This is a genomic window from Arthrobacter sp. zg-Y179 (genome assembly GCF_020907345.1).
Lineage (GTDB): Bacteria > Actinomycetota > Actinomycetes > Actinomycetales > Micrococcaceae > Arthrobacter_B > Arthrobacter_B jinronghuae.
On record NZ_JAJJOB010000005.1, the window covers coordinates 567,331 to 582,316 of the forward strand.

12 protein-coding genes are annotated in these 14,986 nt (G+C 67.5%); 8 read left to right on the top strand and 4 right to left on the bottom strand.

Annotation, left to right across the window (positions count from 1 at the left end):
• Window positions 1-108: 108 nt before the first annotated feature.
• A complete protein-coding gene (locus tag LOC56_RS05890; RefSeq protein WP_229951326.1) occupies window positions 109-1,611 on the bottom strand; it encodes an SDR family oxidoreductase in 1,503 nt (500 codons plus the stop codon).
• A gap of 165 nt (window positions 1,612-1,776) precedes the next feature.
• Here LOC56_RS05890 and LOC56_RS05895 point away from each other — a divergent pair, with 165 nt between their 5' ends.
• The 4 genes from LOC56_RS05895 (at window position 1,777) to LOC56_RS05910 (ending at window position 8,013) form a co-directional block, all read left to right on the top strand.
• On the top strand, window positions 1,777-4,407 hold the full coding sequence (locus LOC56_RS05895; RefSeq protein ID WP_229951328.1) for an ATP-dependent DNA ligase: 2,631 nt from the start codon (window positions 1,777-1,779) through the stop codon (window positions 4,405-4,407).
• Window positions 4,408-4,442: 35 nt separating this feature from the next.
• Complete coding sequence (locus LOC56_RS05900; RefSeq protein WP_229951330.1) at window positions 4,443-6,923, top strand: phosphoketolase family protein; 2,481 nt, start codon at window positions 4,443-4,445, stop codon at window positions 6,921-6,923.
• Window positions 6,924-7,022: 99 nt separating this feature from the next.
• Window positions 7,023-7,490 carry an SRPBCC family protein gene (locus LOC56_RS05905; RefSeq protein WP_227920511.1) on the top strand — a complete coding sequence of 156 codons (468 nt, stop codon included), beginning with the start codon at window positions 7,023-7,025 and terminating at the stop codon, window positions 7,488-7,490.
• A gap of 79 nt (window positions 7,491-7,569) precedes the next feature.
• Window positions 7,570-8,013, top strand: a complete 444-nt coding sequence (locus LOC56_RS05910; protein WP_229951331.1) for a GNAT family N-acetyltransferase — start codon at window positions 7,570-7,572, stop codon at window positions 8,011-8,013.
• Between the two features lie 89 nt (window positions 8,014-8,102).
• On the opposite strand, the gene LOC56_RS05915 is transcribed toward LOC56_RS05910, so the two are convergent.
• Window positions 8,103-9,101: an SDR family NAD(P)-dependent oxidoreductase gene (locus LOC56_RS05915; RefSeq protein WP_229951333.1), complete on the bottom strand. Its 999-nt coding sequence runs from the start codon at window positions 9,099-9,101 to the stop codon at window positions 8,103-8,105.
• Between the two features lie 181 nt (window positions 9,102-9,282).
• Between LOC56_RS05915 and LOC56_RS05920 the strand changes: the two genes are divergently transcribed.
• Complete coding sequence (locus tag LOC56_RS05920; RefSeq protein ID WP_229951335.1) at window positions 9,283-10,293, top strand: LacI family DNA-binding transcriptional regulator; 1,011 nt, start codon at window positions 9,283-9,285, stop codon at window positions 10,291-10,293.
• Window positions 10,294-10,324: 31 nt separating this feature from the next.
• Here the strand turns inward: LOC56_RS05920 and LOC56_RS05925 are convergent, their stop codons facing one another.
• Both LOC56_RS05925 and LOC56_RS05930 read right to left on the bottom strand, forming a co-directional pair.
• The gene (locus tag LOC56_RS05925) at window positions 10,325-11,374 is read right to left on the bottom strand and encodes a winged helix DNA-binding domain-containing protein (protein WP_229951337.1); all 1,050 of its coding nucleotides are present in this window, start codon (window positions 11,372-11,374) and stop codon (window positions 10,325-10,327) included.
• Between the two features lie 51 nt (window positions 11,375-11,425).
• Complete coding sequence (locus tag LOC56_RS05930) at window positions 11,426-12,541, bottom strand: GTP pyrophosphokinase (RefSeq protein WP_229951339.1); 1,116 nt, start codon at window positions 12,539-12,541, stop codon at window positions 11,426-11,428.
• Window positions 12,542-12,647: 106 nt separating this feature from the next.
• Between LOC56_RS05930 and LOC56_RS05935 the strand changes: the two genes are divergently transcribed.
• Genes LOC56_RS05935 through LOC56_RS05945 form a run of 3 tightly spaced genes read left to right on the top strand, consistent with a single transcriptional unit; the run spans window position 12,648 to window position 14,940 of the window.
• The gene (locus LOC56_RS05935) at window positions 12,648-13,406 is read left to right on the top strand and encodes an alpha/beta hydrolase family protein (protein ID WP_229951341.1); all 759 of its coding nucleotides are present in this window, start codon (window positions 12,648-12,650) and stop codon (window positions 13,404-13,406) included.
• Window positions 13,407-13,440: 34 nt separating this feature from the next.
• Window positions 13,441-14,355, top strand: a complete 915-nt coding sequence (locus LOC56_RS05940; protein ID WP_229951343.1) for a carbohydrate kinase family protein — start codon at window positions 13,441-13,443, stop codon at window positions 14,353-14,355.
• Window positions 14,356-14,403: 48 nt separating this feature from the next.
• Window positions 14,404-14,940 (top strand): YbhB/YbcL family Raf kinase inhibitor-like protein, encoded by a 537-nt coding sequence (locus LOC56_RS05945; RefSeq protein ID WP_229951345.1) that lies wholly within the window; start codon window positions 14,404-14,406, stop codon window positions 14,938-14,940.
• Window positions 14,941-14,986: the final 46 nt, after the last annotated feature.

Consider the following 14,986-nt stretch of genomic DNA (forward strand, 5'->3'; position numbering starts at 1 on the left):
AAGACGGAACCGGCATAGTTGCAGCTGGGCCGGCTCGACCGGCGCGTATTGTCCTACCGATGATATTAGCTTCTTTGGATTTCTCGGACGCCGTTACACGATTGTCGCCTAAACGGCCGTGTCGGGGGCGGCAGGGGTTGTGAGGCGCGCTGCCTGCCGGGTGATGTTCTTGGCCATGGAGGGAAAGATCAGGCCGTGGAAAGGGGCAATGAGCCACCAGTAGAGCTTGCCGCCCAGACCCTTCGGGAAGTAAATGGCCCGCTGCCGGTACAGGCTGCCGCCCTCGCCGTCCGGATCCACGCGCATCTCCAGCCAGGCCTTGCCGGGCACCCGCATCTCCGCACGCAGCCGCAGCAGGGTGCCGCGCTCCAGCAGTTCCACCCGCCACCAGTCCACCACGTCGCCGGTGAACAGTGTGGTGGGGTTCCGCCGGCCGCGGGTAAGGCCCGCCCCGCCGACGGTTTTGTCCAGCACCCCGCGGATGGCCCAGGCCATGGGCAGCGAATACCAGCCGTTCCGGCCGCCCACTCCCTCGATGACCTGCCAGACCGCGGCCGGGTCCACGGCCGCACGGCGCTGCCGGGAGTCCACGTAGACCGTCTGGCCCGCCCAGTCCGGGTCGCTGGGCAGGGGGTCGGAGGCCAGATCGGACGACGCCGAGGCGCTGGCCCAGGTGGTCTCCACCTCGCCGCGCTTCTCCTTGCCCAGTGCCCGCTTCACGGCGTCGTGGTAGTCCGTCAGCCCGCCGTCGGGCTGCGGCAGGTATTGGTCAATATCGTGTTCCTTGGCAACGGCGTCGTGCTGCAGGGATTCCACCAGCGGCAACGCCATCGAACGCGGGATCGGGGTCACCAGGGCCACCCAGTGTCCGGCCAGCCGGGGCGCCGGCAGCGGCAGGGCGTAGATGCGGCGCCGGGGCAATCCGGCCTCCTCCGCATATCCGTTCATGATTTCCGCGTAGGTCAGGACCTCCCGGGACCCGATGTCGAAGGTGCGGTTCAGGCCGGCGGGGAGATCCACGGCCCGCACCAGGTAGTGCAGGACGTCCCGGACGGCAATCGGTTCGATACGCCGGCGTACCCAGCTTGGCGCCGGCATCACGGGCAGGGTTTCCGTCAGGTGCCGGATCATCTCGAAGGAGGCGGAACCCGAACCGATCACAACGCCGGCCTGGTAGACAACGGCCGGCACCTCGCCGTCGAGCAGGATCCGCCCCACCTCGGTCCTTGACTTCATGTGCGGCGACAACTCGCCTTCCGCCGGGTGCAGTCCGCCGAGATACACGATCCGCTGCACGCCGGCCTCCGCGGCGGCGTCGGCCACCAAGTGGGCGATAGCCGCCTCCTGGCCGCCGAAACCCTTCCCGGACGCCATGGAGTGCACCAGGAAGTACAGGGTGTCGATACCGGTGAAGGCAGCCGCGGCGGATTCCCGGTCCGAGAGGTCACCCTGGACGATTTCGACGTCGGACGCCCAGGGCACATCCGAGAGCTTTTCGGGGGAGCGTGCCAGGACGCGCACGCGATGGCCGTCCTCAAGCAGCAGCGGGACAAGCCGTCCGCCGATATAACCGGTGGCTCCAGTGACCAGAATGTGCTGGCTTTCCGTCATTTTTCCAACATACGCGCGCGCCGCCGCGGATGGTCAGGGCAGCCGGACGCTCTGGGCGAAACCTTCCGAAGACTCTTCCGGTTTGCTGTTGCGGTTACCGCCGGATTGATAAGCCCCCTGATGAAATACTGGCATTTGCCCGGTATCCCGGTAAGACTAGGGGGCATGGCGACAGGCGGAGGAAAAAACCAGGAGACCGTCAGTGTGGAGGGGCACCGGCTCCGCCTGACCAACCTGGACAAGGTGCTTTACCCGGAAACGGAGACGACCAAGGCGGATGTGATTGCCTACTACGCTGCCGTGGCCGAGTACATGCTGCCGCACTCCCGCAACCGCGCGGCGACCCGCAAGCGCTGGGTGCACGGTGTGGGAACTCCCGAGCATCCCGGTCAGGTGTTCTTCCAGAAGAACCTCGAGGACTCCGCTCCGTCATGGGTAAAGCGGTTCTCGATCGAGCACAAAACCTCCACCAATACCTACCCGGTGGTGAATGACCTGGCCACGCTGACCTGGCTGGCCCAGTCGGCCGCCCTCGAAATCCATGTGCCGCAGTGGCAGTTCGGGCCGCGCGGCAAGATCGGCAATGCGGACCGGATGGTGCTGGACCTCGACCCCGGTGAAGGGGCGGGGTTGGCCGAATGTGCCCAAGTGGCCCGCCTGGCAAGGGTCATCCTCTCTGACATGGGCCTCGACGCCCGCCCCGTGACCAGCGGTTCCAAGGGCATCCACCTCTATGCCGCGCTGGACGGCAGCCAGAGCTCCGACGACATCAATGCGGTGGCCCATGAGCTGGCCCGCGCCCTGGAGGCAGACCATCCGGACCTGGTGGTCAGCGATATGAAGAAAACGCGGCGCGTGGGCAAGGTGTTGGTGGACTGGAGCCAGAACAACGGCAACAAGACCACCATCTGCCCCTACTCGCTGCGGGGACGGTTCACCCCCACGGTGGCCGCCCCGCGGACCTGGAAAGAACTCGAGGATCCGGATCTCGCCCAGCTGGACTATCTGCAGGTGATGGACCGCGTCCGCAGCGGGTCCGATCCGCTCGCCGGTATGGAAAGCGGAGCCTTCGAGGCAGAGGCACTCGAAGAAGCGGAGACCGGGGACACCGAGGCCGGCTCCGGCGGGGACCGGCTGACCAAGTACCGGAGCATGCGGGACGCCGCAAAGACACCGGAACCCGTCCCGGAGGAACCGTCCACTCCCTCGGAGGGCAACAGCTTCGTTATCCAGGAACACCACGCCCGCCGGCTGCACTGGGACTTCCGCCTGGAGCACGACGGCGTGCTGGTGTCCTGGGCGCTGCCCAAGGGCCCGCCGTCGACGTCCGGAAAGAACAACCTGGCCGTGCAGACCGAGGATCATCCGCTGGATTACGGCAAGTTTGAGGGACATATTCCCAAAGGGGAATATGGCGGCGGGGACGTGACCATCTGGGATCACGGCACGTATGAGCGGGAAAAGTGGCGGGACGGCAAGGAAGTCATCGCCGTGCTCCACGGCCAGCCCGACGGCGGCCTGGCCCGGGAAGGGGCAGCCGACCGGCGCTACGCACTGATCCACACCGGCTCGGGCGGCGACAAGGCCAACAACAACTGGCTGATCCACCTCATGAAGAACCAGCCGAAGCCGGGCGAGAAGGGAACGCCCAAAGCCCCGGAGGACGGGTCCGCCGCCGCTCCTGCGGATGCGCCCGCGGACGCGCCGGAATCGCCCACGGAGTCCGTGGCCGCTGCCGCCCGGACACGTCCCGCCACGGCCGCCGCCCCGGCAAAAACCTCGTCCGTCGACGTCGGGAAGGTGGCCCGCGACGCGGAAGACGCCTCGGTGCCCTCGGTCGAGCCGATGATGGCAACCCTCGGCAGCCGGGCCGAGATCAACAATGACGACGAGTGGGCCTTCGAAATGAAATGGGACGGCGTGCGCGCCGTCGTCACGGTGACGCCGGAAGGCACCCGGCTGATCTCCCGCAACGGCAACGACATGACCGCCGCTTATCCGGAACTGCAGGACCTCAGCGCGCACCTCAACGGGGAACGGGCCGTACTGGACGCCGAAATCGTCGCGCTGAACAAGGCCGGCCGGCCGGACTTCGGCCTGCTGCAGCCCCGCATGCACCTGACCAAACCGCGGGAAATCGCGGCCGCCGCCGGACGGACGCCGGTGCATCTGATGGTCTTTGACCTGCTCTGGCTGGACGGGAACTCGCTGGCGGACCTCACCTACGAACAGCGTCGGGAAATCCTCGAGCAGGCCGTCGAGCCCGTCCCCGGCGGGCACCTCCAGGTTCCCCCCGCACTGGACATGTCCATGGACGAGGCGGTGGCGGCCAGCAGGGAACTGGGGCTGGAAGGCGTGATGGCCAAACGCCGTACGAGCACCTACAACCCCGGCAGGCGTTCCAAGAACTGGGTAAAGCTGAAGAACCAGCTCACCCAGGAGGTAGTGGTGGTGGGCTGGCGGCCGGGGCAGGGCAACCGGCAAAACAAGGTCGGTTCCCTCCTGGTTGCCGTTCCGGACGGGGTGGACCTGAAATACATCGGACGGGTGGGGTCCGGACTGAGCGAGAAGGACCTCGCCACAATCGGTCCGCGCCTGAAGAAGATGTCCCGCAAAACGGCGCCGCTGGACGATGTTCCGTCCGCAGATGCCTCCGATGCCCAGTGGGTGCGGCCGGCACTGGTGGGCGAAGTGACCTTCTCCGAACGCACCGGCACCGGAAAACTCCGCCATCCCGTCTGGCGCGGCCTGCGCCCCGATAAGAAACCGTCCGACGTCGTGGTGGAGACCGCCTAGGCGCACCGCATCACACCGACCGGAAAGGACCCAAGATGACCGAGACCAGTGCTGCCCCGCCGGACCGCATCCCCGGCACCGAACCGCATCCCGACAGTGCCCTGGACGGCGTGGACGCCTGGTGGCGGGCCGCGAACTACCTCTCCGCCGGGCAGATTTACCTGCGGGACAACCCGCTGCTGCGCCGTCCGCTGGAAAAATCCGACGTCAAGGCGCGGCTACTGGGCCACTGGGGGACCACACCCGGACTGAACTTCATCTACGCCCACCTGAACCGGCTGATCCGCGAGCAGAAACGCAACGTCCTGTTCATTACCGGACCCGGGCACGGCGGCCCGGCGAATGTTGCCAACGCCTGGCTGGAGGGCACCTACTCGGAGATCTACAGCCATGTGGGACAGGACGAGGAAGGACTGCGCACCCTGTTCCGGCAGTTCTCCTACCCCGGCGGAATCCCCAGCCATGCGGCCCCGGAGACTCCCGGGTCGATCCACGAGGGCGGTGAACTGGGCTATTCCCTGGCCCACGCCTACGGGGCGGTCTTCGACAACCCGGACCTGGTGGCTGCCACGGTGATCGGCGACGGCGAGGCCGAAACCGGTCCGCTGGCCGCCAGCTGGCATTCCAACAGCTTCCTCGACCCGGCTGTGGACGGAGCGGTGCTGCCCATCCTGCACCTGAACGGCTACAAGATCGCCAACCCCACCGTCCTGTCCCGGATGCCGGAGGAGCAGCTGCTGAAACTGCTCGAAGGCTACGGCTACCGTCCCTACGTGGTGACCGTGGAGGATCCGGCCGCCGTCCGGCAGGCCCACGAGGACTTCGCTGCCGTGCTGGAGACCTGCCTCGCGGAAATCACCGCGATCCAGGAGCCGTACCGCACCGGCGGAAAAACCGCGGTGACCCCGGACATCCCGGGCGCCGACGCCATGGAGCAGCACGCTCCGCGCTGGCCGATGATCGTCTTCCGCTCGCCCAAGGGCTGGACCGGGCCGGCCGTCGTCGACGGACTGCAGGTCGAGGGCACCTGGCGCGCGCATCAGGTGCCGCTGACCGAGATCCACGACAACCCGGAGCATCTGGCCCAGCTGCAGGAATGGCTGCAGTCCTACCGGCCGGAGGAGCTGTTTGACGCTGAAGGCCGGCTCGTCGAAGAGATTGCCGCGCTGGCCCCGGAAGGGGACCTGCGGATGAGCGCGACGCCGTACGCCAACGGCGGGCGCCTACTCCAGGACCTGCACCTGCCGGAGTACGCGGACCATGCGGTGAAGATCGACCACCCGGGTTCCGAGCGGGTCAGCCCGATGTTCAACCTGGGCGGCTACCTGCGTGAAGTGATCCGGAAGAATCCGTCCAACTTCCGGATCTTCGGGCCGGATGAGACAGCGTCCAACCGGCTGCAGGCCGTCTACGACGTCACGGACAAGGCCTGGCAGCAGCGGATTGACGAACTCGATGAACACCTGGCCCGCAGCGGACGCGTGGCCGAGGTGCTCAGCGAGCACCTGTGCGAGGGCTGGCTGGAGGGGTACCTGCTGACCGGCCGGCACGGCGTGTTCAACTGCTACGAAGCGTTTGTGCACATTGTGGATTCCATGTTCAACCAGCACGCCAAGTGGCTGAAGGTCAGCCGCGGGCTGAGCTGGCGCCAGCCGGTCGCGTCGTTGAACTACCTGCTCTCCAGCCACGTCTGGCAGCAGGACCACAACGGGTTCTCGCACCAGGACCCCGGTTTCATTGACCATGTGGTGAACAAAAAGGCAGACGTCATCCGGGTCTACCTGCCGCCGGACGCCAACACCCTGCTGGCGGTGGCCGGGAACATCCTGGACAGCCGGGACCGGGTCAACGTGGTGGTCTCCGGCAAGCAGCCGGCCCCGGTCTGGCTGGATCCGGAGCAGGCGCTGCTGCATGTGGAGCGCGGCATCGGCATCTGGGACTTCGCCGGCAGCGAAGGTGCGGGTCCGGGCACCCGGACCGATCCCGACGTCGTGATGGCCTGCGCCGGCGACGTGCCGACCCTGGAAACAGTGGCCGCTGCCGCGCTGCTGAAGGACCAGCTCCCGGAGCTGAAAATCCGGGTGGTCAACGTGGTGGACCTGATGGTGCTGCAGGATCCGCGCGAGCATCCGAACGGGCTTTCCGACCGGGATTTCGACACCCTGTTTACGCAGGATAAGCCGGTGGTTTTCGCCTACCACGGCTATCCGTGGCTGATCCACCGCCTGACCTACCGGCGCACCAACCACGACAACCTGCATGTGCGCGGGTACAAGGAAGAAGGCACCACCACCACGCCGTTCGACATGGCCATGCTGAACCAGATTGACCGGTTCCAATTGGCCATCGACGTGCTGGACCGGGTAGCGTCGCTGGGATCGACGCAGGCGTCCTTCCGGCAGCATTTGCAGGACGAACGGGCACGTGCCCGGCAGTACACCCGCGACGAAGGGCAGGATCCGCCGTACATCACCGGCTGGAACCTGCAGGAAGCAGAGCAGGACACGCCAGGCTGAGTTTCACCGGCCGGGCGCGGTACGCACAGGCTTCGGCGGCGCCCGTAAGGGGCAGCCCGCCGTGGAAAAAGTACTATCCATCCATCGAAGGAGAGTTCATTGACCACTGATCAGACGAGCGTTGTAGTTTCCCGGGTCATCGATGCCTCGGCAGCAGACATCTTTAACCTGTTGTCCAACCCCGAGCGCCACCACGAGCTGGACGGTTCCGGCATGGTCGTTTCGGACGAGAAGACCGACCGCATTACGGCTTCCGGCCAGGTCTTCAAGATGAACATGCACAACGAAAAAATGGGCGATTACCAGACGGAAAACCACGTCACCGGGTACGACCACAACAAGCTGCTGGCCTGGCAGACCGCCCCGGCCGGCACCGAGCCCATGGGCTGGCAGTGGGTCTGGGAACTTCAGGCCGACGGCGCCGATTCCACCGAGGTGACCCTGACCTATGACTGGTCCCACGTCACCGACAAGGAAACCCTGAAGAAGGTTTCCTTCCCGATGGTGTCCAAGGACGACCTTGAGGACTCGCTGAACAAGCTCGCCGCAGCGGTGTCCGGAGCCTAGGGGCTTTTTTTAGAACGTACGACGGCGGCCGGTGCCTTCCTTCGGGAGGGCGCCGGCCGCCGTCGTGTAGGGTGGCGCAATGATTCGTGAAGGCACACCGCTGGACATCCCCCAACTCGCCCGGCTCCGGGCTGCCTGGGCGGCCGAGGCGGGCGGGGACGGCCCGGCTGATGCGGGCTTTGTGGCCGAGTTCAGCACGTGGCTGGCAGCCAACCCGCGTACCTTCTTCGTCGCCGTTGGCGATGCCGGCGACGCCCTGGTCGGTATGGTGAACCTGTCGATCTTCGAGCGTATGCCGAAACCGGGCAGGCCGGCCTCCGTCTGGGTTTACCTGGCCAATGCCTACGTGCTGCCCCCGCACCGCAACGCGGGGGTGGGCAGCGGCCTGGTGTCCGCGGCGGTCGACTATTCACGGGGCATCGGGGCGGCGCGGATTGTCACCTCTCCGTCTGAGGCGTCGAAGAACTTCTACGCGCGGCAGGGTTTTGAGGCGGCTGAGGAACTGGCCGTCTACCGGTTCTGACCCGCGGCAAGGACCGGCAAAAATCGCGACGGCGGCCGGCACCTTCCGCGGAGGAAGGCACCGGCCGCCGGCGTTGTAGATCAGCGGGATTAGACCGCGGACCAGCCGCCGTCCGACGGCAGGATGGCGCCGTTGATGTTCACGCCGTCATCGCTGAGCAGGAACGTGATGGAGGCCGCGAGGTCCTCCGCCGAGGCCAGGCCCGGAATATTCACGCGTGCCGGGGACAAGCGCGCCTCGCCGTACTCGCTGGTCTTGCCGCCCATCGGAATGCCGGTGGCTACGCCGCCCGGAGCAACGGCGTTTACGCGTATGCCTTCGCGGGCATACATAAACGCGGTGCTGCGGGTAATGCCGACGACGGCGTGCTTGGACGCCGTGTAGGCCACACCGGAGGCGGAGCCGCGCAGGCCGGCCTCGGAGGTGATGTTCACAATCGAGCCCTTGCGTGCTTCGAGCATGGTCGGCAGCACGGCGCGGGTCAGACGCATTAGGCCTTCCACGTTGACGGCGAAGATCTTCTGCCACATGGCATCGGAGACCTCGTGCAGCGGGGAGAAGTCATCGTTGATGCCGGCCACGTTGGCCAGGCCGTCAATCTTGGTGCCGGCAGCGGCCATGATGCTGTCGATGGCGGCGGCGTCGGTCAGGTCGCCCGCCACCGGAACAATGGCCTCGCCCAGTTCTTCGGCGAGTTCCTTGATCTTCACCTCGGCGATGTCGACGGCAATCACGCGGCCGCCTTCACGGGCAATGCGGCTGGCGGTGGCACGGCCGATGCCGGAACCGGCGCCGGTGACAATGACGGTGCGGCCTTCGAAGCGGCCTTCAACGGTCGGCAGGACGGTTTCGGCGATCTCGGGCATCACGCCGCCGTTGGCCTGCTTCACGAGTTCATCCACGGCAGCCTGCGGGAACTTGCCCTGGCTGAGGTCAACCAGCTGCTGCAGCTTCATGGTCAGGGCGGGGCCGAGTGTGTTCTCGTCGCTTCCGGCCTGCGCAAGGAAACCGCGGATGGCGGGGCCGCCGGCGGGGTGGTCGAGCCACTGCTGGACGGTGTTCTGGGCGGTGATGGGCGAATTGGCCACGAACCGGTCCTTTCGATCGGGGAGCGGCCGTAATCTGCGGCCGCCGGTATCGGCAGCTCACCACGATGGTTACACGTGTAAGTTGCCTGTATCGTCAGACTACCGGAGAAATCTCCAAGGGATAAGGGCTGGCACCGCCGAGTTTGGGCGGGTCGCAAGGGCAAAGCGAAAGAGGGACGGGATGAACCGCAGGGTCACGTCCAACGACGTTGCGCAGGCCGCGGGCGTCTCCCGTGCCACCGTCAGTTACGTGCTCAACGGCCGTGCCGGGCAGAGTATCTCCTCCGCGACGCAGGACCGGGTGCTGGCCGCAGCGCGCTCACTCGGGTACACGCCGTCGACGGCTGCCCGCACCCTGCGCCGCGGCCGCAGCGATCTGGTCCTGATGCTGCTGCCGCCCGAGCCCCTGGGCCGCGCCCTGGCCATCATGATCGATGCCGCCTCCGAGGAAGTGGAACGGCAGGGACTGCGTCTGGTGGCGCACCGCCTGCCGGTGCAGGGGGGAGCGCCGTCCCTGGTGCAGTCGCTGGCTCCGGCAGCGCTGATCCTCCTCACCCCGCTCCCGGAACCGGAACTGGCAGCCCTGGCGGCCAGCGGCATCAAGGTTGCGTCCCTGCATCAGGCGCTGGAAGACCCGCTGGCGCCGGACCTCGGCATCGGGGCATGCCAGGTACAGCACCTGGCCGCGGCGGGCCACCGGCGGATCGGCGTGGCGGTTCCACCGGAGTCCGGTTACGCCTGGCGGGTGGATGTCCGGCTGGCAGCAATTGCAGACGCCTGCCGCCGGCTTGGGCTTCCGCAGCCCGACGTCGCCCGGCTGGGCCTGGATGCAGGGGAGGCGGCGGCCGTCGTCGACCGCTGGAGAGCAGGACCGCAGCCGGTGACCGCAGCCTGCGCGTTCGACGACGAGCACGCCTTCGCCCTGCTGGCCGGGCTGGCCGCGCACGGACTGAGTGCGCCGGAGGACCTGGCGGTGATTGGAGCTGAGGACATTCCGCTGGCGTCGCTGGCGGTGCCGCCGCTGACCACGGTACGGATGGACGCCCGGGAGCTGGGGGAACGCTTCGCGCGGATGGCCGTGGCTCCGCTTGACGCTCCGCTGGGCGCGCCGGAATCAGGTGCGGAATCTGCCGTGCAGCCGGCTCAGCCTAGCCTGCCGCCGGTCCGGCTGGTGCGGCGCGTCTCGGCCTGACAGAGCGGCCGGTAACCCGGCGCGGAACCCGTCAGCCATGCGGCCAGTTCGCCACTGCCTGCTCGACGGCCCGCCGTTTGGCTGCCGAGACCCGTTCCACCAGATCGATTACCGGTTCCGGGGTGGCCCGGGACGTGCGGGGCAGCCGCCAGGTTCCCACGGCCACGCCGTCGTCGAGCACGGCCGGGCGGAACACCCCGTTGCCTCCCGGGACAATTGCCGCCAGCATCGCCGGGCTGGCAACCAGGGAACGGTCCGCGTAACCGAGGATCCACTCATCGAACGCCGGCACCAATGACACTCCGGAAGGTTCCGGAATCTCCGGCTCACCGATGATCCATGCCGGCCGACCGTCCACTTCCACCTGCACCAGGTCCGCCACGCCGGCTGCCGCCTTGCGCACCACGGTCTTGGGCAGCTTGGTCCACCAGGCCAGATCCGCTTCGGTGACCGGACCGCGGGCCAGCACGAAGCCGCGCACCAGGGCGGTAAGATCGCCGTCGCCCGCGCCCGGGCCGACGGCGCCCGGTGCCGTGAGGGTGAGGAGTTGCTGGCTACCGGAAAACCGTCCCCAGTGCGCCAGGCCCTCCACGCAGAGGTGCATCAGCAGGTGGTACCCGCGTCCGTCGGAGGTGTCGATCCCCGCAGCTTCCCAGAGTTCCAGCGCTTCGGAGCGCCCCAGGGGCCGCTCGCCCAGCGCCTCGCGCAGGGTGTCCCGTCCCCGCGCGAGTACCGTCTCCTCAAGCCCCAGCTCGGCCCGGCGTCGGGCAGTCATGGTTCGGACCCGATCCGCAGTAAAGGACAGCAGGGCAGCCAGATGCTCCGGCGTGGTGGCGAACAGGGTGCCGCGCATCGGCCAGCCGCGCACCAGTTCGCCGCGGTCAAACGCGTCGCGGACGTCCTGGACGGTGGTTCCGGGGCGGGAGCGGACGGCAATGGCCCGCAGCACTGCGGGCAGGTCCTGGCCCTGCAGTGCGACAGCGCGCCGCACGACGTCGGCTGGGGACAGATCCGAACCGCCCAGCAGTTGGGAAGAGCGCCGCATCCGCCGTGCATCCTGCCCTGAAAGAGAAATGACCACGGGGCAAAGCTATGCGGGCACAGCGGTGCCGGGCAAGGTTCCGGGGACCGGCTACTGCCCCTGGTCTGCTTCCCGTGCCCGGTAAAGCTGCATCAGCCGGTAACGGCGGCCCAGGGACTCCCGGCGGGGTTTGACCGGTGCATCCTCCGGTTCGGCCGTGAGGTCGATGTGTTCCTTGCCGAAACGCCAGAGCAGCAGGTCATCGAGCAGCCGGTCCGGTCCGGGGGAGTAGCGGTGGTCCAGGGCGGCGCGGACCTTGGTGATGGCTTCGGCCTGCAGCAGCCCGGCCAGGTCCATGGTGGTCTTCATGCCGTGCGCGGCCAGCATTTCCGCTGCCCACCCCCAGTCATCACCGGACTTGCGGTTGACGTGCGGGAGCAGTGTCATCCAGATGTCCCGGATCCGGTTCGGAGTCAGCGGTGCACTGCCCTGGCCTTCCTCGTCCCAGAAGCCGGTGACGGTTTCGTAGCGTTCGTGCAGTTCGGCAAAGGCGGTTTCCACCGTCTCCAGCATGGCCGCGGTTGCCGTGAACTGCCGGTCGAAATACGGGCTCCAGGCTCGTGGATCGCCGGCCTTGAACCGGATGTCGTGCTCGATCTCGGACCAGGCATGGGCCAGCACGGTACGGATCTGCACTTCGAACAGGTAGCTGCCGTTGGGCCGCTGGTCCGGGTCAAGCAGCTTGTGGTAGTTCCGCACAGTCTCGTTCTGGATGGTCCGCAGGATCAGGTGCCGGCTGGAGTAGCCGTACGTACCGGATTCAATGGAGCCAATGTCCTTCTCGCGGTCGCCGCGGCAGTCGAACTCCGCCCGCTGCCGCTTGATCAGGTTCGCTGCTTCATCGACTTCGTGCGGCAGCGTCATGATGATGCGCAGGCCTACGAGGTCGGTGAGGTTGCGCAGCGGCTCCGGGAACAGCAGGGAGGGCAGCTCGCCGGGGTGCTCCGGGGGCAGCATCCGGGAGGCCTTGTCCCGGAATGACTCCACGCTCTTGGTGCGCGAGGCAACGAACAGCGGCTTGACCGGACTGTCGGCAAAGACAGCGCGAAGATTCGCTTCCATCTCCGCGGTAACCGCTTCCAGTCCCGGCCGGACCCGGGCGTACTCATCGGTACTGGCCTGGACTGTGGGCCGCAGCCGCTCATCCAGTGTGTCCCACGCGCTCAAAGCTGTTTCCCTTTCCCCTGCCTGCCCCCAGCCTATGGCACGGCGTTTATCCGACTCCGGCGATAGGCTCCCTATCAGATTAAGCCCCGCGAGCAGAAGGAAGATCATGCCAGCGCCTGCACTGCCTATTTCCTACGGGCCGGACCCGGACCAGTACGCCGAACTTACCCTTCCGGAAAGCGGTGCCGCGGCGCAGGCCGTTGTGGTCATCATCCACGGCGGATACTGGCGTGCAGCCTATGACGCGGAACTGGGCCGGCCGCTGGCTGCGGACCTGGCCGCCCGCGGGTTTGCCGCCTGGAACCTGGAGTACCGGCGGGCCGGCAAAGGCGGCGGCTGGCCGGAAACGTTCGAGGATGTCTGCGCCGGAATCGACGCGCTGTCCCCGGCGGCACGGGAGCACGACGTCGACCTCTCCCGGGTGGTCCTCCTGGGCCACTCCGCCGGCGGACACCTGGCCGTGCTGGCCGCGGCACGGACCGATCCGCACGTTGTGCCGGCCGGCGTCGTCAGCTCCTCCGGCGTCCTGAACCTGGCCGAGGCCCACGAACTGGGCCTGAGCAACGGCGCGGTCCGGAACTTCCTCGGCTGCACGCCGGAAGAGGATCCCCGGCGTTACCGGGACGCGGACCCTATGTGCGCACTGCCGCTGCCGGTTCCGGTGTGGGCGCTGCACGGCGAGGAAGACAGCACGGTGCCGCTCAGTTCCTCCAGCAGCTGGGTGGACGCTGCCAAGGCAAGCGGTACGGAGGCTCAGCTGCGCCTCATTCCCGGCGACCACTTCGCGATGATCACCCCCGGCACCCCGGCATGGGACGCCGTCGTCGAGGCGGTCCGTGAGGCGGCCGGAATACCTGTTCCTTAAGGCAAGCGGAAGACTGCTCTGTTAGGTTGGCAGTGTGCTTACAGTTATTGGGGAAGCCCTTGTTGATGAAGTAGTCAGCGACACGGCGCCGCGGCGAACACACCCCGGCGGCAGCCCGCTGAATGTAGCTGTGGGCGTGGCGCGGCTGGGCCGGCCCGTGCAGTTTGTGGGCCGCTTCGGTTCGGACACCTACGGGGCGATGATCGCCGAGCACCTGCGGACCAATTCCGTGCTGACCGCCTTCGAAGCCGATGACCTGCCGACCAGCGTGGCCACGGCCGTGCTGGATCCGGTGGGCGGCGCCCGGTACACCTTTGACCTGGAATGGCAGCTGCCGGGCCTTGCGGAGGATCTTCCGGCCCTGCTGGACGGCACCACCATGCTGCACACCGGTTCCATCGCGTCCATGCTCTCGCCCGGTGCGAGCCACGTGCTGCGCGCCGTGGAACAGGCGCGGCCCGGCTGCACCATCACCTACGATCCGAACTGCCGGCCGACCATCATCACCGACGTCTCCTACGCCCGCGAACAGGCCGAGAAATTCGTCGCCCTCGCCGACGTCGTCAAGGCCTCCGACGAAGATCTGCAGTGGCTGTATCCGAACGAATCTGCGGAGGAATCCGCCCGGCGCTGGCTCGATGCGGGCCCCTCGCTGGTAGTGGTCACCCGGGGCTCGAAGGGACCGTGGGCCGTGGCCGCGGCCGGTGAATGCGAAGTCGCCGCACCGACCGTCAGCGTGGTGGATACCGTGGGTGCCGGGGATTCGTTTATGTCCGCCCTCCTGGTGGGGCTGATGGACCGCGAGCTCGACGGCGGTGCCCGCCGCAGCGAGCTGGCCCGGATCGGCGTCGGCGAACTGCAGCAGCTGCTCTCCTTCGCCGCGCGCGCAGCAGCCGTCACCGTTTCCCGCGCCGGAGCCAACCCGCCCTACCGCCGCGAAGTTCCCTGATCCCGCCGCACGCCGCGGCCCCGATGCCAACTACCCGAAAGGAAATCAGTGGAAAGCCGAGACCCCTACGAGGCGCTGCCGCAGGTGCCGGAGTTCACCGTCGAGAGTGAAGAATTCGCGAACGGAGGCACGTTCGCACCGGCGCAGTACAGCGCCAAGATGGGCGTAGCCGACGGCGGCGATGCCTCGCCGCAGCTGACCTGGTCCGGCTTCCCGGAACAGACCCGCAGCTTTGCCGTGACGATGTATGACCCCGACGCACCCACCGCCAGCGGCTACTGGCACTGGGCGGCCTTCAACATCCCCGCCTCGGTCACGGGTCTCGCCGCGGATGCCGCCAATACGGGGCAGATGCCCGCCGGCACCGTGCAGTTGGCCAACGACGCCGGATTTGCCGGCTTCGTGGGCGCGGCCCCGCCCGCAGGGCACGGACGGCACCGCTACTTCGTGGTGGTCCACGCCGTGGATACGGAGGAACTGGACGTCCCGCCGGACGCCACACCGGCTGCCCTGGGCTTCGCGCTCTTTACCCATACCCTGGCGCGCGCCACGATGATCGGCACAGCGGAAATCCGCGAGGACTAGCGTCCCGCAGGCAGTCCCGCTGGGGAGGCTCCGCGCCGTTCCGGTC